This window comes from Nocardioides ginsengisegetis, assembly GCF_014138045.1.
GTDB lineage: Bacteria > Actinomycetota > Actinomycetes > Propionibacteriales > Nocardioidaceae > Nocardioides > Nocardioides ginsengisegetis.
Window position 1 is genome coordinate 219,532 of sequence record NZ_JACGXA010000003.1, and the last position, 20,310, is coordinate 239,841.

Here is a 20,310-nt window from a genome sequence, read left to right on the forward strand (position 1 = left end):
GCAATTGAACGATGGTGCGCAACCCCGGGGCAGCCCCCCACGGGGTCGCGGCGCGCCTCCGGTCAGCCGGTCAGCTTGGCCCGCAGCGCGTCGAGCACGCCGTCGGACAGGCCGAGTCCCTCGGTGAGGTAGGCGTGCAGCGAGCCGTACGACGCGGCGACGGCGAAGTAGGCCTGGGCGAGGTAGGCCTCGTCGGCGACCAGCACGCGCTCGTAGGTCTCGACGAGGTGCTCGCCCATGGCGGAGGAGACGATCTCGAGGTACGTCGCGCGGCTGGACGCGGCGTGCTCGTTGGTCGCGAGGTAGTCGGCGAGGACGATCTCCTCCGGGACGCCCGCGAGGTGGAGCAGGAGCGCGGCGGCCCAGCCGGTGCGGTCCTTGCCCGCTGTGCAGTGGAACAGCTGCGGCCCGTCGGGCTCGGCCAGCTGCTCGAACATCGCACCGAAGGCCGCCCGGCAGTCCGGGTCGGCGACGAAGCCGGCGTAGATCCGCTCCATCATGTCGATGGCCGCCTCGGGGCTGCCGAGCGAGGCGATCTCCTCCATCGGGATGCCCAGGACCGGGAAGCCGTGCCAGGTCGCGCCGGGCACGACCGCGTCGGGGTGCGCACCGGTCTCCTCCGCGACCCGCAGGTCGTGGATCCGGGTCAGCCCGAGCCCGGTGAGGGACAGCACGTCCTCGTCGGTCAGCTGCAGCTCGTTGGACCGGTAGAACACGCCGGGCCGCACGTGGCCGCCGTCGACGGTCGGGTGGCCGGCGCCGGCGCCGGCCACGTCGCGGAAGTTGTCGGCCGAGGCCAGGCGGAGAAGCTCGCGGGCCAGCCCGGCATCGGACCCGGCTTCGCGCTCGGCGTCGCGCTCGGCGTCGGGCTCTCGGGTCACTTCCGTGACTGTACGGGCCGGATGTTGCGGCCGGGGAAACGCCGGGAATGCGTGCCTCGCGAGCGTGCCGTCGACCACACTGTGCGCGTGATCAAGCTCGACCTGCTCGTGGCCGTCGTGTCCTTCGCGCTCTGGGTCTACTGCCTCATCGACGTCATCGGCACACCCGAGGCCCGGATGCGCAACCTGCCGAAGGTGGTGTGGGTGCTGCTCGTGCTGCTGTTCCCGCTGGTCGGGTCGATCGCCTGGCTGGTCGCCGGGCGCCCGGAGTCCTCGACCCGGGGGTCGACGTACGGCCCCGCCTCACCGGACTTCCCGGAGTACGACCGCCCCGGCCGCGCGGCCCCCGCCGACCCAGCCAAGGACGAGGAGTTCCTCCGCCAGGTGCGCGAGCGGGCCGAGGAGCAGCGCCGGCGCCACGAGCTGGCCCGACGAGAGCGGGAGCGGCTCGCCGAGGAGGAGCGCGAGCGCCTGCGCAAGCGCAAGGACAGCCCGGACGCCTAGCGCTTCCGCGGCGGCAGCGGCACGAACATCGACGTCCGCGCGGCGTACTCCGGGTAGCCGGGTCGCCGCATCATCGTCTGCTCGAGCAGGCGGGCGCCGGTCGCGAAGACCAGGAAGTAGGTCATCATCGCCGGCGCGATGATCGTCAGGACGGCCGGCAGCCAGCCGGACGCCAGCCCGCCGGCGACCCAGAGCCCCCACCAGACGCACGCGTCGCCGAAGTAGTTGGGGTGCCGGGTCCACGCCCACAGGCCGCGGTCCATGACCGGTCCGCGCTGGGGGTCCGCCTTGTACGCCGCCAGCTGGGCGTCGCCGACGCTCTCGAACACCACGCCCAGCAGCCAGATCGCCACGCCGACCCAGACCACGACCGGCCACGCGACGCCCCAGATCGCCGCGGCCTGCAGCGGCAGCCCGACGAACCAGATCGCCACGCCCTGCACCAGGAAGACCTTGCGGACGGCCAGCGCGAAGCCGACCTCGGACAGCGGGCCGCCGAGCATCGCCTCGTAGCGCGGGTCCTCGCGGTGCCCGCCCCCGCTGGAGCGCCGGAAGATGTGCCACGAGAGCCGGCCGCCCCACACCGCGACGAGCGCGAGCAGCACCCACGACTGCCAGGTGCCGGCCACGAGCGCGCAGACCAGCGCCACCGCGACCAGGCCGATTCCCCAGGCGACGTCGACGACGGCGACGCGGCCGACCCGGCGGGCGGTGAGCGCGGTCGCCGTCATCACGACCGCAGCCGCGAGGAACGACAGGACGACGACGGGCCAGAAGTGGTTCACCGGGTGATCATCCCGCGGATCAGAAGGAGCGGACGGCCGGCAGCGTGTGCGGCGCGCCGGGGCGGACCATCAGGATCTGGTCGACCCCCATCCGGCCGTCGCGGAAGGACATCGCGCCGCCGACGAGGTAGAGGCGCCACACGCGGACGACCTCCTCGCCGACCAGCTCGGTGAGGCGCTCGACGTTGGCCTCGAAGCGCTCCAGCCAGCCGGCGACGGTGAGCACGTAGTGCTCGCGCAGGCCGTGCACGTCGCGGACCTCGAGGCCGCCGCGCTCGAGGTGGGCGACGGTCTCGCCGACCGGCCGCATGTACATGTCGGGGGCGATGAACGACTCGATGAACGGGCCGCCGCCGGGCCACTTGCCGGTGCGCGACATCTGCTGGATCAGCACCCGGCCGCCGGGTCGGACCGAGCGGCGCAGCACCTCGGCGTACGTCGGGTAGTTCTTCTCGCCGACGTGCTCACCCATCTCGATGGAGGACACGGCGTCGAAGTGGTCGCGCTCGGGGACCTCGCGGTAGTCCTGGAGCCGGATCTCGACCCGGTCCTGGAGGCCGCGCTCGGCGATCCGGGCGTCGATGAACTTCTTCTGCTCGGCCGCGATCGTGACGCCGGTGACGCGGGCGCCGAAGTGCTCGGCGGCGTGCAGCGAGAGCGACCCCCAGCCGCAGCCCACGTCGAGGAGCGTCATGCCCGGCTCGAGGCCGAGCTTGGTGCAGACCAGCGACAGCTTGGCGCGCTGCGCCTCCTCGAGGGACACGTCCGGGGTGGCGTGGTAGCCGCAGGAGTAGGCCATCGACTCCTCGAGGATCAACGAGTAGAACTCGTTGGAGAGGTCGTAGTGGTGGCTGATCGCACGCCGGTCCCGCAGGGCGCTGTGCAGCCGGCCCTTGATGTTGGCCTGGGAGGCGGGGGCGGCCGGCGGGCGACCGAGGGCGCCGAGGCCGACGGCGGTGCGGACGGCCTGCGCGAGGGCTGCCGGCGAGGGCCGCCCACCGGGGAGGCCCCGCTCGCGGGCCACCGCGAAGGCGTGGGTGAGGGCCTGGTCGAGGTCCCAGCCGCCGGTCTCGTGCACCTCGAGCTCGCCGGTCACGTAGGCCTGGGCGGCGCCGAGCTCGCCCGGGTGCCACAGCAGGCGGCGTACGGCGTCGACCGAGCGCAGCTCGACCAGCGGCGCGTCGACGGGGCCGGCCTCGGAGCCGTCCCAGGCGCGGAGCCGGACCGGCAGGTCGCCACCGACGAAGGGCCGGACGGCGTCGGCGAGCCGGAGCGCGATCCCGCTGTCGACGGACGTCGTCGTGCGCTGGTCGATCGTGGCCGTCATCGGGCGGTCTCCTGCGGGTCGGTCGGGCGGGTGAAGGTGAGCTGGTTGACGTCGATGTAGCCCGACGCGAAGCCGCCGCGGCTGTACTCGAGGTAGAAGTGCCACATCCGCAGGAACGTCTCGTCGAAGCCGAGCTCCAGCACGCGGTCGTGACCGGCCTGGAACGTCTCGTCCCACAGGCGCAGGGTCGCGGCGTAGTGGGCGCCCATCGACAGCCGGCCGGTGAGCCTCAGCCCGGTGCGCTCACGGGTGATCTCGTCGATCACCTGCACCGAGGGGAGGAAGCCGCCGGGGAAGATGTACTTGTTGATCCACGTGAACGTGTTCTTGGTGGCGCGCATCCGGTCGTGCGGCATGGTGATCGCCTGGATGCCGACCCTGCCGCCGGGCGCGAGCACCCGGTCGATCGTCTCGAAGTAGGTCGGCCAGTACTGCCAGCCGACCGCCTCGATCATCTCCACCGAGACGACGGCGTCGTAGGAGCCGGTCACGTCGCGGTAGTCGCACAGCTCGACCTCGACGCGGTCGCTGAAGCCGGCGTCGGCGATCCGCGCGTCGGCGAGGGCCTTCTGCTCGGTCGAGAGGGTGATGGTGTGGACGTGGGCGCCCCGGCGGGCGGCGCGGATGGCCAGCTCACCCCAGCCGGAGCCGATCTCGAGGACCCGCGAGCCCTCGCGGACGCCGGCCTCGTCGAGCAGGCGCTCGATCTTGCGGCCCTGCGCCTCGGCGAAGAGCTCGTGCGTCGCGGCGTACGGCGCCCCCGCGACCAGGTGGTCGCCCACGTGGTCGTGGGCGGTGGTCACGTCGGACTCGAACAGCGCGGCGGAGTAGCTCAGCGACTCGTCGAGGAACAGCTCGAAGAGGTCGTTGGAGAGGTCGTAGTGGTGCGCGATGTTGCCGCGGGTGTTCTTGGTGCTGTTGCGGTGCATCCGCGGCGGGCGGGCCACGACCATGGCGCGCAGCTTCTGGAGGTTCTGCGGGACCAGGTCCTGCACCTCGGCCGCGAGCACGGTGAGGAAGGCACCGAGGTCCTCGGCGTCCCAGGCCCCGGTGAGGTAGGCCTCGCCGAAGCCGATCAGCTGGTGCCGGCCGATCCGGGCGTAGAACTCCTCGGACCGGTGGATGGTGGCCTCGGGGCCACCGCGGCCGATGGTCTCGCCGTCGACGTGCACGGTGACGTCGAGCCGGTTGACCGCGGCGTGGAAGAGCCGGCGGGCCACGCGCGAGCTGACGGCGGAGCGGGGGCCGGAGGGGATCACGTCCAGGCCGGGCCAGTAGTTGGCCGCCTGGCGGGCGGGGGCGAGGGTCATCTCGTCACGCCTTCCTGGTGGTGGGCCGGTCGGGGGCGGACCGGCAGTCGGCGCGCCCAGAGCCAGATGCCGTGGGCGCGGATCAACAACGACCCGACCAGCGCGGCGGGTGCGGCGCGCAGGGCGGTCGTGCGGTCGGGGTGACCGAGGGACGTCCCGGTCAGGGACGCGCTGAACGCGGCGCCGTCCTCCGTGCGCAGCGTGACCGCCACGTGGAGGCGGCCGGAGGGCACCGGGACCGCGAGGTCGTAGGTGCCGTCGGTGCCGTGGAACGGCGAGACGTACATCGCCTTGGCCGTCGTGGCCCGGCCCTGGGCGTCGGGGTGGACGAGGTAGGCGTGCCGGTCGCCGTAGGTGTTGTGCACCTCGACGACGGTCGCGGCCTGCCGGCCGGCGGCGTCGAAGCACCAGAACACGCTGATCGGGTTGAAGCAGTAGCCGAACGCCCGCGGCTGCGCGGCCATCAGCACCCGGCCACCGGCCAGGTCGATGTCCGACTGCGCGAGGAACGCCTCGAGGTTCTCGCGGATCGTGCGGTCGGGCGACCCGAGGTGGTCGCGTGCCTCGAAGCTGCCCAGGACCGGGGCGAGCGGCCCGTGGTCGGGCAGCGCGTCGAGGTCGACGACCCACGTGCGGCTGCGGTGGGTGAACGTGCGCGTGAAGGGCTGGCGGCGGGTGTGACGGATGGTGGTCTCGTAGACCCCGGTCGTGGCCCGCTCGGAGGGTGCGGACGGCGCGCTGGGCCAGGTGAGGCCGAGGTGCCCGACCGCGGCCAGGCCCGAGCGCGCACCGTCCTCGTGGAAGCCCCAGCCGTGGTACGCGCCGGCGAAGGCGACCCGGTCGGAGTTCAGCGAGGGCAGACGCCGCTGGGCCGCGACCGAGGTGGGGTTGTAGAGCGGGTGCTCGTACTCCATCCGGTCGATCACGGTGGCGGGGTCGACGAGGTGCTCGCCGCCCAGCGTCACGAGGTAGTGCGTCTCGGTGTCGAGGCGCTGCAGTCGGGTCAGGTCGTAGGTGACCGTGACGCCGTCTGCCTCCGGTCGTCGAGCCTGCCGAGACGGGCGGCGGAAGTTCCAGGACGCGCGGGCGTTCTCGGCCCGCGGCAGCAGCGAGGTGTCGGTGTGTAGCAGCGCGGTGTTGGGGGAGTAGGGCATCGCGCCCAGCACCTCCCGCTGCTCGGCGGTCGGCTCGGCCAGCATCGTCAGCGCGTGGCTCGGGTGGGTGGCGATCACGACGGCGTCGTACGTCGTGGTGTCGCCGTTGCCGTCGGTCACCTCGACCCCGGTCGCCGTCTCCAGCACGGAGGTGACCTTGGCGCCGAGCCGGACCTCCTGGAGGGCGGCGCCGACGCGGCGGACGTACTCGCGGGAGCCGCCGGTGACGGTGCGCCAGGTCGGCGAGCCGTAGATCGAGAGCATGCCGTGGTGCTCGAGGAAGGCGAAGAGATAGCGGGCCGGGTAGTCCAGCGAGACCTCGGGGTCGCACGACCACACGGCGGCCACGACGGGCTCCATGAAGTGGCGGGCGAAGTAGGGGGTGAAGCCGCCGGTGCGCAGGAAGTCGCGCAGCGTGGTGTCGTCGCCGGCGTCGGTGCGGCTCTCGGCCAGCAGCGCGCGGGCACGGCGGTGGAAGCGGGGGATCTCGGTGAGCATCCGGAGGTACGCCGGACGACGCAGGTTGTCCGAGGTCGGGAAGACGCCCTTGCGACCCAGCGCACCGGCCCACTCCAGGCCGGTCTCGTCGTCGCGGATGGACATCGACATCTCCGACTCCTGGGTCTGCACGCCGAGCTCGGCGAACAGGCGGAGGAGGGTCGGGTAGGTGCGCTGGTTGTGCACGATGAAGCCGGTGTCGATGGCCAGCTCGCGGCTCTGCCCGTTGCTGACCTCCGGCACGAGGTGCGTGTCGGCGTGGCCGCCGAGCCGCTCGTCGGCCTCGAAGAGGGTGACGTGGGCGCTGCGGGAGGCGACGTAGGCAGCGGTCAGCCCGGCGACGCCGGAGCCGATGACGGCGACCCGGCTGGGTGGCGTGCGCATCAGGCGTTCTCGAAGGCGAAGAGCGCCACGGGCTCGGTGGTGGGGACGTGCGAGCCGCCGGCGGGCTCGACGGTGATGCCGGCCCCGAGCGCGTTGGCAAGGTTGCCGTCGAGGACGACGGTCGCGTCGGCCGCGGTCATCAGCCCGCCGGGCACCGGGACCATGCCTTCGTCGGCGTCCTGGAGCCACATCTCGTAGACCTTCCCCGCCGGCAGCGGGGGCAGGCCCTCGGTGCTGACGAGGAGCTGGTTCAGCGACTTCGAGGCGATCACGGTGGCCTGACCGCCGTCGACGCGCTGGGTCACGGTCACCGCGTCCGGCGCGTTGCGGATCCGGTCGGCGGCGCTGAGCTGGGTCTGGCTGGTGGAGTCGTGCCAGGGCTGCCAGACGGCGCCGGTGCCGATCGCGGCCACGGCGGCCGCGGCGGCGACCAGGCCGGTCAGCCGGCGGCGCAGCGGACGACGCAGCGGCACGACGTTCGCGGGGGCGTCCGCGGGCTCGAGGTTGGTGCCGGTCAGCGGCGGCAGCGGGCGGATCGCGGTGATGTCGGCCAGCACCCGGGCCCGGAGGCCCTCGGGCGGGGCGGCCATGGTGGTCTCGGGCAGCAGCGCCGACGCCTCGCGGAGGCTGTCGACCTCGGCCTGGCAGTCGGCGCACACCGCGAGGTGGCGCTCGAACTGGGCGCGCTCGATGTCGTCGAGGGCGTCGATGGCGTAGGCGCCGGACAGCGCGTGGATGTCGATCATGCTCCTACTCCCATCGTGTCTCTGAGTCTGATGAGGCCGTCCCGTATTCGGGTCTTGGCGGTGCCGACCGGCAGGTCGAGCATGCTCGCCACCTCGGTGTGGGTGTATCCCCCGAAGTACGCCAGCTCCAGTGCCTCGCGCTGGACCTCGGTGAGGGTGGCCAGTGCGGTGCGGACCCGGTGTGCCTCGAGCGAGGCGTGTGCGGCCTCGGCGGTCGAGTCGTGCTCGACCGGCTGGTTCTGCTGGTGGTACGACGTGTCGCGTCGGGTGGACGCCTCGGCGGACCTGACCCGGTCGACCGCCTTGCGGTGGACGATCGTGAGCATCCACGCGAGCGGGCTGCCCTTGGCGGGGTCGAACCGGCCCGACGTCCGCCAGATCTCCGTGAAGGCCTCCTGGGCGACCTCCTCGGCCTGGGCCCGGTCCCGGACCACCCGCACCGCGAGTCCGAAGACCCGCGTCGAGGTGGCGTCGTACAGCTGGGCGAAGGCGGCCTCGTCACCCTTCCCGGAGAGCTTGAGCAGCTCGGCGAGGTCGGGCGCCACCGGCGCTCCCCCCTCGGAGGGAGCGCCGGAGGCCACAGGCCGGATCTGGTTCACGGAGTGATCCTTGCGTGTTTGTCCCGGGATCGGAACGTCAGGACGGCATCAGGACGGAGTCGATGACGTAGACCGTGGCGTTCGAGGTGGGGATGTTGCCGCAGAGGACGTTCGCGGGGGTGTCGCCGTTGTCGACGGTCATCCCGTTGGTGTCGCCGGAGACGGTGACCTGGTCCTTGTTGAGCGTGTCGTGCGTGCCGACGATCGCGGAGGGGTCCATCTGGCCGGCCAGCACGTGGTGCGTGAGGATCGCGGTCAGGGTGGCCTTGTCGGCGAGCACCTTGTTGAGGGTCGCGGCCGGGATCTTCGCGAACGCGTCGTCGGTCGGCGCGAACACGGTCAGGGCGTCGGCGGAGTTCAGGGTGTCGACGAGGCCGGCCTTGGTCACCGCGGCGACCAGGGTCTTCAGGAGCGGGTTGGCGCTCGCGGCGGAGGCGACCGGGGCGGTGGCCATGCCGTTGAAGGAGCCGTCACCGGAGGCCGGGATGGCGGAGCAGCCGGGGCCGAACGTCTGGGCGCCCGCGTCGTCGGCGGAGGCCGAGGCGCTGCTGCCCATCGAGTCGTCGGCGGCCTTGGCGCTCGAGTCGTCGGAACCGCAGGCAGCGAGGCCGAAGGAAGCGGTGAGCGCCAGGGCGGCGATGCCGGTGGCCTTGCGGAGGTTGGTGCGCTTCATGGTGGGACCTTTCGTTGTGGTGCGGTGGTGTGTTGGTGACATCTGGTGTTCGGTGCCGGGGGACCGGCGGATTGGGCCGATGGGCCCGAATGCGGAAACTTCTGTGTGGGCTGGGTCACTCGACGGTGACGACGACCTCCTGGATGCCCGACGAGCCGTCGGGGAAGGGGGTCGCGCGAACAGCGGTCTGGTCGCCCTGCGAGCTGACGGCGCGTACCGCGAGGGAGTGCTGGCCGGGCTCGGCGGTCCAGGGGAGGTACCACTGGCGCCAGTAGTCCTGGCCGCCCGACGGGCCGAGGCGGGCCTCCTGCCAGGCGGAGCCGTCGATGCGGACCTCGACCTTGTCGATCCCGCCCTGGTGCTGGGCCCAGGCCACGCCTCCGATGACGGTGCGGCCCTTCTTGACGGTCGACAGCGGCTTGGGGGTGTCGATCCGGCTGGAGATCTTGATCGGGGCGTCCGTGGCCCAGTCGCGCTGGGTCCAGTAGACGTCGGTGTCGGCGTACGTCGTCAGCGTGATCCGGGTGATCCACTTGGTCGCGCTGATGAAGCCGTAGAGGCCCGGGACGATCATGCGGGCCGGGAAGCCGTGCTCGCGGGGGAGCGCGGCGCCGTTCATGCCGACCGCGATCATCGCGTCGCGGCCGTCGGTGGCCAGGTCGAACGGCGTGCCGATCGTCATCCCGTCCACGTCGGTCGAGACGATCTGGTCGGCCCTGGTGTTGTCGATGCCGGCCTTGTCGAGGAGGGTCTTGAGCGGGACGCCGAGCCAGCGGGCGGCGCCGATGTACTTGCCGCCGATGTCGTTGGAGACGCAGGTGAGCGTGATGTCGCGCTCGATCAGGTCCATCGCCAGCAGGTCGTCGAAGGTGAAGGTGACCTCGTTGTCGACGTCGCCGTCGATGGTGAGGCTCCAGCCGTCGATGCTCACGACCGGCAGCGAGAGCCGGGTGTCGACGCGGTAGAAGTCGGCGGTGGGGGTGCGGAACGGCGAGATGCCGGGGACCCGGTCGTCGAGGCCGGCGGGGAGCGCCTTCGCGGCGTCCTTCGCGGCGGGGAGCTGCACGTTCTCCGGGCGGGTCCGGTAGGAGGTGATCCAGCGGCCCGCGCCGCCCATGACGGCGGCGGCCGCGGTGAGCACGCCGGCGGCGACGAGCACCGTACGGCGGTTGGTGCCGGCTCCCTCGACCGCGGGGGCGCTGTTCGCGGCGCCGGTCTCGGGGTGCCGGGAGCGGTCCAGCCACCAGAGCGAGGCGACGCCGGCGACCGCGGCGGCCAGGCTCGGCAGCAGGTCGCCCACGTCGGCGCTGGGCCGGTTGAGGGCGGTGAACGCGGCGACCGCGACCAGCAGGACCAGCAGCGCGGCGCCGTACACGAAGCGCTTGAGGGCCAGCAGGCCGGCGACGGCTGCAAGGAGCAGCACGCCCGCGAAGACGTTGCCGATCAGGATGGTCTTGTCGTTGCTGCCGAAGTGGGCGATGGCCCACTCCTTCATCGGGGTCGGGGTGAGGTCGATGACCTGCGAACCCACGGCCAGGACCGGGGAGGCGGAGGGGTTGGTGAGCGACGCGACGAGGTGGCCGAGGGCGACACCCACGACCGTGGACAGCACGCCGAAGAAGGCGTACAGAAGTCGGGTTCTCATGGGTGTTGTTCGGAGCCGCGGCCGGTTCGGATGGGTGGTGCGGCAGGATGACCGGCATGTCTGAGACCCCCGCCGAGCTCGTGCACCTGTCCGTCGCCGACTCCGTCGCGACGATCACCCTGGACTCCCAGCACAACCGCAACGCCCTGTCGCGGCAGCTGGTGACGGAGCTCTTCGGGCACCTCGAGGCCGCCGAGGCCGACGACACGGTGCGGGTCGTGCTGGTCCGGGCCGAGGGCCGGGTCTTCTGCTCCGGCGCGGACCTGGCCGAGGCGAGCACCGAGGGCATGGAGGTCGGCGCCCGCCGGATCGTGGACCTGCAGCGCCTGATCGCGACCATGTCCAAGCCGGTCGTGACCCGACTGCACGGCGCGGTCCGGGCCGGCGGCATCGGCATCGTGGCCGCCTCCGACATCGCGATCGCCTCCGAGGACGCCACCTTCGCGCTCACCGAGGTCAAGCTCGGCCTGGCCGCCGCGATCATCTCGCTGACCGTGCACGCGCGCATGAACCCGCGCGCCGCCGCGCTGACCACGCTGGGCGGCGAGGTCTTCACGGGCGCCGACGCCGCGGCGTACGGGCTGGTGACGAAGGCGGTCCCCGCCGACGCCCTCGACGACGAGGTCGCCGCGGTCTGCGCCTCGCTCGCCACCGGCGCGCCCCAGGGGCTGCGCGAGTCCAAGCGGATCCTCAACCGGGACCTGGTCGCCCGGATCGACGCCGGTGGCGAGGAGATGGCGCGCCTCTCGGCCTCGCTGTTCGCCTCGGACGAGGCGCGCGAGGCGATGACCGCCTTCCTGAACCGGAAGAAGTAGCTCGTGCGGAGATAGTCCCCACCGCAATTGCTGCCGATCGGCTGAATGTTCGACAGTTTCGTTGGGGACTATCCCGGCGGTGCGCCTCGACGTCCACTTCTCGAACGGTTCCGGGTGTCCCGGGAGCGGGGTGCGCGCGATCACCCCTTCGGGCCATGAAAACCGGTCATTGGCGTGTTCGGGGGCAGGTAGGCTTGTCGACTCGCCAGTCCCGGGTCGGGGCTGGACGTTTCGGGGGAAGTTTTTCGGGTCTGAGGGGAACGGCGTTGTCAGAAGAGCTCGTCGAGAACGAGATCGCCCAGGAGCAGGCGTTCGTCGACCGTGTCCAGGTGCAGCTGGTGAAGTCCGCGAAGGCGGCGCAGGAGCTGGCCCGGGAGGGGCACGGCCGCGGCCGGCTCGGCCACGAGGGTGGCTTGGTCGAGCGCGACGCGATGGTCTTCCAGGCCGCCAAGCGGATCGCCCAGCTGGACGCCGCCCACGAGGGCCTGGTCTTCGGCCGGCTCGACCTGCGCACCGAGCTCGACGCGGCGCCGCGCTACATCGGCCGGATCGGGCTGCGCGACGAGCAGCGTGACTCCCTGCTGATCGACTGGCGCGCCCCCGCCGCCGCGGTGTTCTACCAGGCGACCGCTGCCGAGCCGCAGGGCGTCGTACGCCGTCGCGTGCTCCGCTCGACCGGGCCGACGGTGATCGGCGTCGAGGACGAGCTGCTCGACGCCGAGGCCGAGACCGACCTGCCGATCGTGGGCGAGGGCGCCCTGATGGCGCAGCTCTCGCGCGCCCGCGATCGCTCGATGCACTCGATCGTGGCGACCATCCAGGCCGAGCAGGACAAGGCGATCCGGGCGCCCGGCAAGGGCGTCGTGTCGATCTCCGGCGGTCCCGGCACCGGCAAGACCGTGGTCGCGCTGCACCGCGCCGCCTTCCTGCTCTACACCGACCGTCGCCGCTACGAGGGCGGCGGCGTGCTCGTCGTCGGCCCCAGCGGCGTCTTCATGCGCTACATCGAGCGCGTCCTGCCGAGCCTCGGCGAGACCGCCGTCGCGCTGCGCTCGCTCGGCGAGGTCGTCGACGGCGTGAAGGCCTCCCGCCACGACGAGCCCGCCGTGGCCGACGTGAAGGGCTCGGCCCGGATGGCCGAGCTGATGCGGCGTACGGCGCGCCAGCAGGCGCCCGGCAGCCCGCAGGAGTTCAGGGTTTTCTGGCGCGACGACACGATCGTGCTCGACCGCGGCACGCTCGGCCGGCTGCGCCGCCAGCTGATGAGCCAGGGCCGCCGCAACCGCCAGCTGCCCCGCGTCGCCACCACGCTCCTCGACGCCATGTGGCGCCAGGTCCGGGGCGAGCGCGGCCGTGACCGCGGGCGCGAGGCCTTCAACGACGACATGCTCGGCAACCAGGCCTTCGTGGAGTTCGCGGTCGCCTGGTGGCCGCCGCTCGACGCCCCGCAGGTGCTCGGCTGGCTGCGCGACCCCGAGCTGCTCGCCCGCGTGGGCGAGGGCCTGGTCTCGCCGGAGGACCAGCGGCTGCTGGCCAAGTCGTGGAGCGGCGACGGCTCGCTCTCGGTCGAGGACGTGCCGCTGCTCGACGAGCTGCGCTACGCCCTCGGCGACGTGCCGGCGCGCACCGAGGAGGACCACGACCTCGACGACCACATCGGTGGTGACCTCCAGGAGCTGACGACCGCCGCCGAGCGGGAGTACGCCCCGTCGGGTCGCGCCTGGGCCCCGCCCACGCACCGGATCGAGGACGACGGCTACGCCCACGTGCTCGTCGACGAGGCCCAGGACCTCACGCCCATGCAGTGGCGGATGGTCGGCCGTCGCGGCCGCGGCGCGTCGTGGACGATCGTCGGCGACCCCGCGCAGTCGTCGTGGCCGGTGCCCGCGGAGTCCGCCGAGGCCCGCGCCGCTGCGCTCGAGGGCAAGGAGCTCCACGAGTTCCACCTGTCGACCAACTACCGCAACTCCTCGGAGATCTACGCCTACGCCGCGGCCTATGCCGAGCGCGTCGGGCTCGACGCCGACCTGCCCACCGCCGTCCGCTCGACCGGCATCGACCCCAAGGTCGTCACCGGCTCGGCCGACCTCGAGTCGGCCACCCGGGAGGCGGTCCGCGAGGTCGCCGACCAGGTCGCCGGCACCGTCGGCATCGTGGTCCCGGTCGCCCGGCGCTCGGAGGTCAACGCCTGGCTGGCGTCCTGGCCGGAGTTCGCGGACGACGCGCCGGGCGCCCGTGCCGCGGTCGACTCGGCCGTCGCCCCCTCCGGCGAGGACCGGGTCGTGGTGCTGACCGGCCTCGACACCAAGGGCCTGGAGTTCGACGGCATCGTCGTCGTCGACCCCCAGCAGATCGAGGACGAGTCGGTCACCGGGCGCGCGACGCTCTACGTCGTGCTCACCCGCGCGACGCAGCTGCTCACCACGGTCAGCTGACGCGGCGGTAGTGCACGAGCAGCGCCCCCGACGGGGTGGCGCTGCTCGACACCAGCTCGTACGCCGTCGGCGTGCCGTCGCCGAACAGGCGTCGGCCCTTGCCGGCGACCCGCGGGGCCACCACCAGGCGCAGGTCGTCGACGAGCCCGGCGGCGAGCAAGGACGAGGTCAGCTCCATCGACCCGTGCACCCCGACGTCGCCCCCGTCACCGGCCGCGAGCCCGCGGACGAACTCGAGGACGTCGCCCTCGATGGCGCGCGCGTGCGGCCAGTCACCGGTCAGGGGCGACGACGTGGCGACGTGCTTCTCGACCGCGTTGATGAAGTCGGCGAAGGGCTGGATGTCCGAGGACGGCCAGTAGCGCGACCACTCGTCGTACATCCCGCGGCCCAGCAGCACCGTGTCCTGGGTGCCGATCACCTCCGCGAGGTCGGCGTCCATCTGCTCGTCCCACTCCAGGACGAACTCGTCGGGGTCCTGCGCCACCCCGTCGATCGACACCAGCATGTAGGCCACGATCCTGCGCATCTCTCCACCTCTCGGAAGCATCCTCGACGGCCCGTGACCGGGCCACCACGCGTTGGACCGCGCCCGGCGGCCGAAATCATCGCAACTAGGCTTTGCCCATGACTGCGACGACCTCTGCCCGGGAAGCCATCGAGGCGCTCCAGGGGCACGAGGCCTGGGCCATCATCCGGCGCTCGACCCGCGGTGGCGACCGCGACACGGTCGGACTGGTCGGCGGCCGGCGCAGCGTGGTCGAGTCGATCCTGGACGTGCCGCTGGCCGACGGGGCGCCCGACGACGGGCACATCGCCGACCGGCTGCTGGCGATCCCCTTCCGCCAGGTGGCGGAGCGTGGCTTCGAGGCGCACGACGACGGCACCCCGCTCGTCGTCGTGGACGTCGAGACCGAGCTGGAGTTCTCCGTGGCCGAGGTGGTCGACGCGATCGACGACACCGGCGTCGAGTTCGCCGACCGGGGCGGCTTCGAGACCGACGACGCGACGTACGGCGAGCTCGTCGACGCCATCATCCGCGACGAGATCGGGCAGGGCGAGGGCGCCAACCTCGTCATCGGCCGCCACTACCGCGCCACCGTCGCCGACTGGGGCGCGGACAAGGCGCTCACCGTCTTCCGCCGCCTGCTCGAGCGCGAGCGCGGTGCCTACTGGACCTACGTCTTCTTCACCGGCGACCGCTACCTGATCGGCGCGAGCCCGGAGCGGCACGTCTCGATCCACGGCGGCGACGTCCGGATGAACCCCATCAGCGGCACCTTCCGGATCCCTGCCGACGGCGACACCACTGAGCCGTCTCTGAGGGCCAAGCTCCTCGACTTCCTGCATGACGAGAAGGAGATCTACGAGCTCTTCATGGTCGTCGACGAGGAGCTGAAGATGATGTGCGACATCTGCAACGAGGGCGGCCAGGTGCTCGGCCCGTTCCTCAAGCCGATGAGCCGCCTCGTCCACACGGAGTACCTCCTCGCCGGGCGCACCAGCCGCGACCCCCGCGAGGTGCTGCGCGACACGATGTACGCCGCCACCGTCACCGGCAGCCCGGTCGAGAACGCCTGCCGCCTGATCAAGCAGTACGAGCGGGACGGGCGCGGCTACTACGGCGCCGCCCTCGCGATCCTGGGCCGGGACGCCGCCGGCGGGCCGGTCGTGGACAGCCCGATCGTGATCCGCACCGCCGACGTCGACCTCGAGGGCAACCTCACCGTGACCGCCGGGGCCACGCTCGTGCGCGACTCGGACGCGGCGTACGAGGTCGCGGAGACCCACGCCAAGGCCGGCGGCATCCTCAGCGCCTTCGGTCTCGTGCCGCCGGCGCCGGTGCCGACCGCCAACCTCGCCGAGCTGGTCATCGACGAGGACGTGCTGCTCGCCCTCAACGCCCGCAACCGCCGCCTCAGCCGGTTCTGGCTCACCGACCAGGGCGGCTCGCCGCCCGACCCGCGCCTCAAGGGCCGGTCGGCGGTGATCCTCGACGGCGAGGACGACTTCGTGAACATGCTGCGCCACGTCCTCGGCGTGCTCGGCATGACCAGCGAGGTGGTGCGCCACGACGAGTACGTCGACGGCGTGCTCGACGGCTTCGACCTGGTCGTCGTCGGGCCCGGCCCGGGCGACCCGCGCGACGACGCGGACCCCAAGATGGCCAACCTGCGCGCCGCCGTCGCCCGGCTGCTCGAGCGCAAGCAGCCGTTCCTCGCGGTCTGCCTGGGCCACCAGGCGCTGTGCCACCAGCTCGGCATCCCGCTCGCCTACAAGGACATCGTCTTCCAGGGCACCCAGTCGCCGGTCGAGATCGACGGCCGGACCGAGCGGGTCGGGTTCTACAACACCTTCGTCGGCCGTGCGGACGGCGCGCTCCCGGACGGGGTCGAGGCCTCGGCCGACCCCGTCACCGGCGACATCCACGCGCTCCGCGGGCCGCACTACCGGGGCATCCAGTTCCACGCGGAGTCGATCCTCACCGAGCACGGCTACGACCTGCTGCACGACCTGGTGGGCGGCCTGCTCCTCGACTGAGCGGGCAGCACGCACCTCTCAACGGACGCAAACCGTCCAAATCGTGATGATCGTCGCGCCCGATCGGCTTCGGCCGGGCCCGCCGGGGAGGTACCGTCAGAGGTGCCAAGTGGCTCATGGGCCCGGTGGAGACTGCCCCCCAGCTCCATCGGGCCCACCGCTTTTGCCAGACCTTTTGCCAGACCAGGGCACCTCTCGGGCCCCCGACCAACATCTTTGGGTATTCCTTGGGCAACTCACATGTTTCCTCGCACGTCTCACCGGTAGGTATGGAGAGGTGAGGGGACCGATGCTGCGCAGGCTGTCCGGCAGGCTGACGGGCCGAGTGTCGGCCGTCGCGGGGGTGCTCGCGCTCGCGACCGCCTGCACGGCGACGCCGGCCGTCGGGCCGTCGCCGTACGCGTCGCGCCCGCTGCCGCACGTGCCGCAGTCCGCGGTCCCGGTCCAGCAGGTGAGCGGCAAGAGCCCCAACATCGTCTTCGTCCTCATGGACGACTTCTCGATGGACCTGGTGCCCACGCTCAAGCACGCCCGCACGATGACCCGGCTGGGGGCGTCCTACCAGAACGCCTTCGTCGTCGACAGCCTCTGCTGCGTCTCGCGGGCCGCCACCTTCACCGGGCAGTACCCCCACCAGACCGGCGTGCTCACCAACACCGCCAACATGCCCAACCGGGTGGGCGCGATGGGCGGCTACCGGGCGTTCGCCGCCCACGGCGACGAGCAGCGCACCTTCGCGGTCCGGCTCCAGCAGGCCGGCTACACGACCGGCTTCGTGGGCAAGTACCTCAACCAGTACGAGTACTACCCCACCAAGGGCGTGCCGAGGCCGCCGCTGGGGTGGTCGGACCTGCGCGTGGTCTTCGGGACGGCGTACGACGGCTGGGACTACAACGCGACCTACACCCAGGACGGGCAGGTGCGCGTCCAGCACTACGACGCCCCCGCCGCGTCGGAGCCGGACGTCGTGAAGGACAAGGCGTACGCCGGCACCGTGATCGACAACGACGCGCTCGACTTCATCCACGAGCACCGCCACGACACCAAGCCCTACTTCCTCGAGGTGGCGCCCTACGCCCCGCACGGGCGGATCAACAGCAACCCCGCCTACCCCGGCGACCCGATGTTCCCGCCGGCGTTCCGCGACCGGCCCGGGCACGGCTCGGCGCACGGCAACTGCGGCCCCGTCGACTGCCACGACCTGACGGTGGCCGACCTGCCCGGCTACGACGACTGGCAGGGCGACAACGCCCCCGTGCGGGCCGACGGCACGCTCGCGCCGGCGTGGAGCCGCTCGGGCAAGGGGCTCTCGGTCGCCGACGCGGAGACCTCGATGCGCGACCGGGCGCGCATGGCGCAGTCGATCGACCGGATGCTGGGGCGGATCCTGCGCAGCGTGGACGACAACACCTACGTCGTGCTCACCTCCGACAACGGCTTCCACCTCGGCCAGCACGGCCTCACCCGCGGCAAGGGCACCGCCTACGACACCGACGTGCACGTGCCGCTCTACGTCATGGGTCCCGGCGTCGTCCCGGGCCCGCGCGACGGGATGGTGTCCAACATCGACCTCGCGCCGACCTTCGAGGACCTCGCCGGCATCGGGTCGCCCGACTACCGCTCGGGGCACTCCTTCGCGCCGTCCTTCGCCGACCCGGCCAGGGACACCGGCGACTACGCGTTCTTCGAGCACACCTGGTCGCAGTCGCCGGGCAACGACCCGGACCGGCCGTTCAGCGGCCACGACCTGGACCACATCCCGTCGTACGTCGCCGTCCGCAGCCGCACCGGCCTGCTGATCCGCGACGACCTCGACTACAGCTACACCGGCACGGACTACGCCTACGAGTTCTACGACTATGCGACCGAGCCGTGGGAGCGCCGCAACCTCTACGGCGACCCGCGCTACGCCGCCCAGGTCTCGGAGCTGATGGCCAAGCTCGACGAGTTCGACCGGTGCGCGCGCGAGCAGGCGCTGACGCCGGACGTGTCGGACACCTGCAAGGCGCTGCCGTTCGCCGACAAGGCCGCCTGGGAGCAGCGGATCCCGCGGCACGCCGTGGCGCACACCTCGCGGAGCGGCTCCGGGAAGGCCTGAGCGTTCGGCGTGGGGGCCGGCACCAGTAGGTTGGGCCGGTGGTCGTTCCGGACGTGGTCGTCGTGGACCACCACGACTCCTACACGTGGAACCTCGTCCACCTCGTCGCCTCCGTCACCGGACGCCTGCCCACGGTCGTCCAGCACGACGAGGTCGAGGCCGCCGAGGTGCTGCGGCACTCCCACGTCGTCCTCTCGCCGGGCCCGGGGCGTCCCGACGACCCCCACGACTTCGCGGTCGGTCGCGCGGTGCTCGAGGCGGCGACCCGTCCGGTGCTGGGCGTCTGCCTCGGCATGCAGGGCCTCGTGACGACGTACGGCGGGGCCGTCGACCGGATCCTGCCCGCGCACGGCGAGGTCGGGCCGGTGGTGCACGACGGCCGCGGGGTGTTCGCCGGGCTGCCGCAGCGGTTCCGGGTCGTCCGCTACCACTCGCTGGCGGCCCTGCACGTCCCCGACGTGCTCGAGGTCAGCGCGCGCGCCGACGACGGGACGGTCATGGGCGTGCGGCACCGGGAGCTGCCGCTGGAGGGTGTGCAGTTCCACCCCGAGTCGGTCCTGTCCGAGCAGGGCGCCGCCCTCGTGGCGAACTTCCTGGCGCCGGGCTTCGGGGGTGCGTCGTGACCGCGGACCCGGCCTCGGTCTTCCGCGCGGTGGCAGCCGACCACGCCCGCTGCTTCTGGCTCGACGGCGGCGGTGCCCGGGAGTGGTCGGGTCGCCGGTCGATCATCGGCTGGCTCGACGACGACGACGTCTCGCTGACCTACTCGGCCGCCCGGCGCGAGGTGCTGCGCCACTCCGGCGGCCGGGCGACCGTCGTCGGGTCGGACGTCTTCGCGGTCCTCGAGGCGGAGCTCGCCTCCGGCGACCCGGCCGACCAGTGGTTCGGGTACTTCGGCTACGCGTGCCGTCCCGACCTGCCCGCCCGCCCGGACCCCCTCCTCCCCGACGCCGTCTGGATGCGGGCCCGGCACGTCCGCCTCTTCGACCACCCGGCGCCGGGGGTCGCTGCGTTGCCGTTTGGTCCCCAACGGCATGAAATCGACCCCGAAACATGCCGTTGGGGACCAAACGGCAACGGAAACGGCGCCCCGGCCGACTACGCGGCGGCCTTCGAGGAGGTCCAGGAGGCGCTGCACGCCGGCAACTCCTACGAGACCAACCTGACCTACCGGGTCGGCATCGACAGCGACGTCGACCCGGCGGCGGCCTACCTGCGGCTGCGCGAGCTCAACCCGGCGCCGTACGCCGGCTTCCTCCAGCACGACGTGCCCGGGCAGCGCGCGTGGCTGCTCAGCTCCAGCCCGGAGCGCTACGCGCTGGTGACCGGCGACCGGACCCTGGAGACCAAGCCGATCAAGGGCACGACGCCCCGCGGCGAGAGCGCGGCCGAGGACGAGGTGCTGCGCGAGCGGCTGGCCACGGAGCCGAAGTTCCGCAGCGAGAACCTGATGATCGTCGACCTGCTCCGCAACGACCTGTCGCTGGTGTGCGAGCCGGGCAGCGTCGAGGTGCCGGTGCTGATGGAGGTGGAGTCCTACGAGGCCGTGCACCAGCTGGTCTCCACCGTCCGCGGCCGGCTGCGCGACGACGTCACCACGATGGGCGCCCTGAGGGCGCTGTTCCCCGCCGGCTCGATGACCGGGGCGCCCAAGCTGCGGACCATGGAGGTGATCGACGCGGTCGAGGCGACGCCGCGCGGCGCCTACTCCGGCGCGTTCGGCTGGGTCGCCGCGGACGGCCGGGCCGACCTGGGGGTGGTGATCCGCTCGCTGATGACGGCCGGCGACGGGCGGTGGTCGCTCGGCACCGGCGGGGGCATCACGGTCCGGTCCGAGGTGGCCGAGGAGTGGGCCGAGTCCCGCTGGAAGGCCGACCGGCTGCTGCGGGTCTTCCAGCCCGACTGACCAGCAGGC

General features: G+C 72.4%; 17 protein-coding genes. 7 read left to right on the forward strand and 10 right to left on the reverse strand.

Features of this window, described 5'->3' with window-relative positions; all coding sequences use genetic code 11:
* Positions 1-62: 62 nt before the first annotated feature.
* Positions 63-881 (reverse strand): tyrosine-protein phosphatase, encoded by an 819-nt coding sequence (locus tag FB382_RS20595; protein ID WP_182541831.1) that lies wholly within the window; start codon positions 879-881, stop codon positions 63-65.
* Positions 882-968: 87 nt separating this feature from the next.
* On the opposite strand from FB382_RS20595, the gene FB382_RS20600 reads away from it, so the two are divergent.
* Entirely contained in the window at positions 969-1,385 is a 417-nt protein-coding gene (locus FB382_RS20600) for a PLDc N-terminal domain-containing protein (protein WP_343055706.1), read from the forward strand.
* On the opposite strand, the gene FB382_RS20605 is transcribed toward FB382_RS20600, so the two are convergent.
* The 8 genes from FB382_RS20605 to FB382_RS20640 all read right to left on the reverse strand — a co-directional run bounded on the left by FB382_RS20605 (position 1,382) and on the right by FB382_RS20640 (position 10,506).
* Entirely contained in the window at positions 1,382-2,170 is a 789-nt protein-coding gene (locus FB382_RS20605; protein ID WP_343055707.1) for a DUF1295 domain-containing protein, read from the reverse strand. The genes FB382_RS20600 and FB382_RS20605 overlap by 4 nt on opposite strands.
* 19 nt (positions 2,171-2,189) lie before the next feature.
* Positions 2,190-3,497, reverse strand: a complete 1,308-nt coding sequence (locus FB382_RS20610) for an SAM-dependent methyltransferase (protein WP_182541833.1) — start codon at positions 3,495-3,497, stop codon at positions 2,190-2,192.
* On the reverse strand, positions 3,494-4,807 hold the full coding sequence (locus FB382_RS20615; RefSeq protein WP_182541834.1) for an SAM-dependent methyltransferase: 1,314 nt from the start codon (positions 4,805-4,807) through the stop codon (positions 3,494-3,496). The genes FB382_RS20610 and FB382_RS20615 overlap by 4 nt, the downstream gene beginning before the upstream one ends.
* Positions 4,804-6,843 carry an FAD-dependent oxidoreductase gene (locus FB382_RS20620; protein WP_182541835.1) on the reverse strand — a complete coding sequence of 680 codons (2,040 nt, stop codon included), beginning with the start codon at positions 6,841-6,843 and terminating at the stop codon, positions 4,804-4,806. Before FB382_RS20620 ends, FB382_RS20615 begins: the two co-directional genes overlap by 4 nt.
* The gene (locus FB382_RS20625) at positions 6,843-7,589 is read right to left on the reverse strand and encodes an anti-sigma factor (RefSeq protein WP_182541836.1); all 747 of its coding nucleotides are present in this window, start codon (positions 7,587-7,589) and stop codon (positions 6,843-6,845) included. The genes FB382_RS20620 and FB382_RS20625 overlap by 1 nt, the downstream gene beginning before the upstream one ends.
* A complete protein-coding gene (gene sigK / locus FB382_RS20630; RefSeq protein ID WP_182541837.1) occupies positions 7,586-8,188 on the reverse strand; it encodes an ECF RNA polymerase sigma factor SigK in 603 nt (200 codons plus the stop codon). The genes FB382_RS20625 and sigK overlap by 4 nt, the downstream gene beginning before the upstream one ends.
* Before the next feature lie 37 nt (positions 8,189-8,225).
* Positions 8,226-8,861, reverse strand: a complete 636-nt coding sequence (locus FB382_RS20635) for a fasciclin domain-containing protein (RefSeq protein WP_182541838.1) — start codon at positions 8,859-8,861, stop codon at positions 8,226-8,228.
* 115 nt (positions 8,862-8,976) lie between these two features.
* Complete coding sequence (locus FB382_RS20640) at positions 8,977-10,506, reverse strand: molybdopterin-dependent oxidoreductase (RefSeq protein ID WP_182541839.1); 1,530 nt, start codon at positions 10,504-10,506, stop codon at positions 8,977-8,979.
* Positions 10,507-10,562: 56 nt separating this feature from the next.
* On the opposite strand from FB382_RS20640, the gene FB382_RS20645 reads away from it, so the two are divergent.
* Both FB382_RS20645 and FB382_RS20650 read left to right on the forward strand, forming a co-directional pair.
* Positions 10,563-11,321 (forward strand): enoyl-CoA hydratase-related protein, encoded by a 759-nt coding sequence (locus tag FB382_RS20645; RefSeq protein WP_343055708.1) that lies wholly within the window; start codon positions 10,563-10,565, stop codon positions 11,319-11,321.
* 266 nt (positions 11,322-11,587) lie between these two features.
* On the forward strand, positions 11,588-13,756 hold the full coding sequence (locus FB382_RS20650; RefSeq protein ID WP_220481947.1) for a HelD family protein: 2,169 nt from the start codon (positions 11,588-11,590) through the stop codon (positions 13,754-13,756).
* Here the strand turns inward: FB382_RS20650 and FB382_RS20655 are convergent.
* On the reverse strand, positions 13,749-14,285 hold the full coding sequence (locus FB382_RS20655; RefSeq protein WP_182541842.1) for a dihydrofolate reductase family protein: 537 nt from the start codon (positions 14,283-14,285) through the stop codon (positions 13,749-13,751). The genes FB382_RS20650 and FB382_RS20655 overlap by 8 nt on opposite strands.
* Positions 14,286-14,383: 98 nt before the next feature.
* Here FB382_RS20655 and FB382_RS20660 point away from each other — a divergent pair, with 98 nt between their 5' ends.
* From FB382_RS20660 to FB382_RS20675, 4 genes are all read left to right on the forward strand, one after another.
* The gene (locus FB382_RS20660) at positions 14,384-16,297 is read left to right on the forward strand and encodes an anthranilate synthase family protein (RefSeq protein WP_182541843.1); all 1,914 of its coding nucleotides are present in this window, start codon (positions 14,384-14,386) and stop codon (positions 16,295-16,297) included.
* A gap of 277 nt (positions 16,298-16,574) precedes the next feature.
* Positions 16,575-18,395 carry a sulfatase-like hydrolase/transferase gene (locus FB382_RS20665; RefSeq protein WP_182541844.1) on the forward strand — a complete coding sequence of 607 codons (1,821 nt, stop codon included), beginning with the start codon at positions 16,575-16,577 and terminating at the stop codon, positions 18,393-18,395.
* Between the two features lie 38 nt (positions 18,396-18,433).
* Positions 18,434-19,018, forward strand: coding sequence for a glutamine amidotransferase-related protein (locus tag FB382_RS20670; protein ID WP_182541845.1), 585 nt, complete (start codon positions 18,434-18,436; stop codon positions 19,016-19,018).
* A complete protein-coding gene (locus FB382_RS20675) occupies positions 19,015-20,301 on the forward strand; it encodes a chorismate-binding protein (protein ID WP_182541846.1) in 1,287 nt (428 codons plus the stop codon). The genes FB382_RS20670 and FB382_RS20675 overlap by 4 nt, the downstream gene beginning before the upstream one ends.
* The last annotated feature ends 9 nt before the right edge of the window (positions 20,302-20,310 follow it).

What these genes read in the sequence shown, in the direction of transcription:
- FB382_RS20610 (WP_182541833.1), bottom strand. Translation starts at nt 3,497, where the DNA reads ATGACGGCCACGATCGACCAGCGCACGACGACGTCCGTCGACAGCGGG.
- FB382_RS20615 (WP_182541834.1), bottom strand. Translation starts at nt 4,807, where the DNA reads ATGACCCTCGCCCCCGCCCGCCAGGCGGCCAACTACTGGCCCGGCCTG.
- FB382_RS20620 (WP_182541835.1), bottom strand. Translation starts at nt 6,843, where the DNA reads ATGCGCACGCCACCCAGCCGGGTCGCCGTCATCGGCTCCGGCGTCGCC.
- FB382_RS20625 (WP_182541836.1), bottom strand. Translation starts at nt 7,589, where the DNA reads ATGATCGACATCCACGCGCTGTCCGGCGCCTACGCCATCGACGCCCTC.
- FB382_RS20635 (WP_182541838.1), bottom strand. Translation starts at nt 8,861, where the DNA reads ATGAAGCGCACCAACCTCCGCAAGGCCACCGGCATCGCCGCCCTGGCG.
- FB382_RS20640 (WP_182541839.1), bottom strand. Translation starts at nt 10,506, where the DNA reads ATGAGAACCCGACTTCTGTACGCCTTCTTCGGCGTGCTGTCCACGGTC.
- FB382_RS20645 (WP_343055708.1), top strand. Translation starts at nt 10,563, where the DNA reads ATGTCTGAGACCCCCGCCGAGCTCGTGCACCTGTCCGTCGCCGACTCC.
- FB382_RS20655 (WP_182541842.1), bottom strand. Translation starts at nt 14,285, where the DNA reads ATGCGCAGGATCGTGGCCTACATGCTGGTGTCGATCGACGGGGTGGCG.
- FB382_RS20660 (WP_182541843.1), top strand. Translation starts at nt 14,384, where the DNA reads ATGACTGCGACGACCTCTGCCCGGGAAGCCATCGAGGCGCTCCAGGGG.